Consider the following 241-nt stretch of genomic DNA (forward strand, 5'->3'; position numbering starts at 1 on the left):
GGAAAACACGTCCCCCTCGATCTTTGACTGACGGCTTTTATTCAGCGGTGTTTTCAGAGCGCCGGCGGCCATTTTCTTGAAGAGGGCGTCCAGGCCATCTTGCGTGTCGCCAATACCTGTAAAGCTCCCGCCCGGTACGAACCCGCTTGCCAGTTGTATGAGAACGCCAGGCTTACGGTTCTGACGATCAGCCAGCGAAAAGTGCGCGAGCAGCGACTGGCTTTTTTTCGGGTCCTTGGTC

General features: G+C 56.4%; 1 protein-coding gene. It reads right to left on the reverse strand.

What is annotated here, in order from left to right; translation table 11 throughout:
- Nucleotides 1-241, reverse strand: a 241-nt coding sequence (locus tag AAEZ05_RS29980) for a hypothetical protein (protein ID WP_350650294.1), incomplete at both ends; no start/stop codon positions are given.

Source organism: Pseudomonas sp. HY13-MNA-CIBAN-0226, from assembly GCF_040310305.1.
In the GTDB taxonomy this organism is placed as follows: domain Bacteria; phylum Pseudomonadota; class Gammaproteobacteria; order Pseudomonadales; family Pseudomonadaceae; genus Aquipseudomonas; species Aquipseudomonas gregormendelii.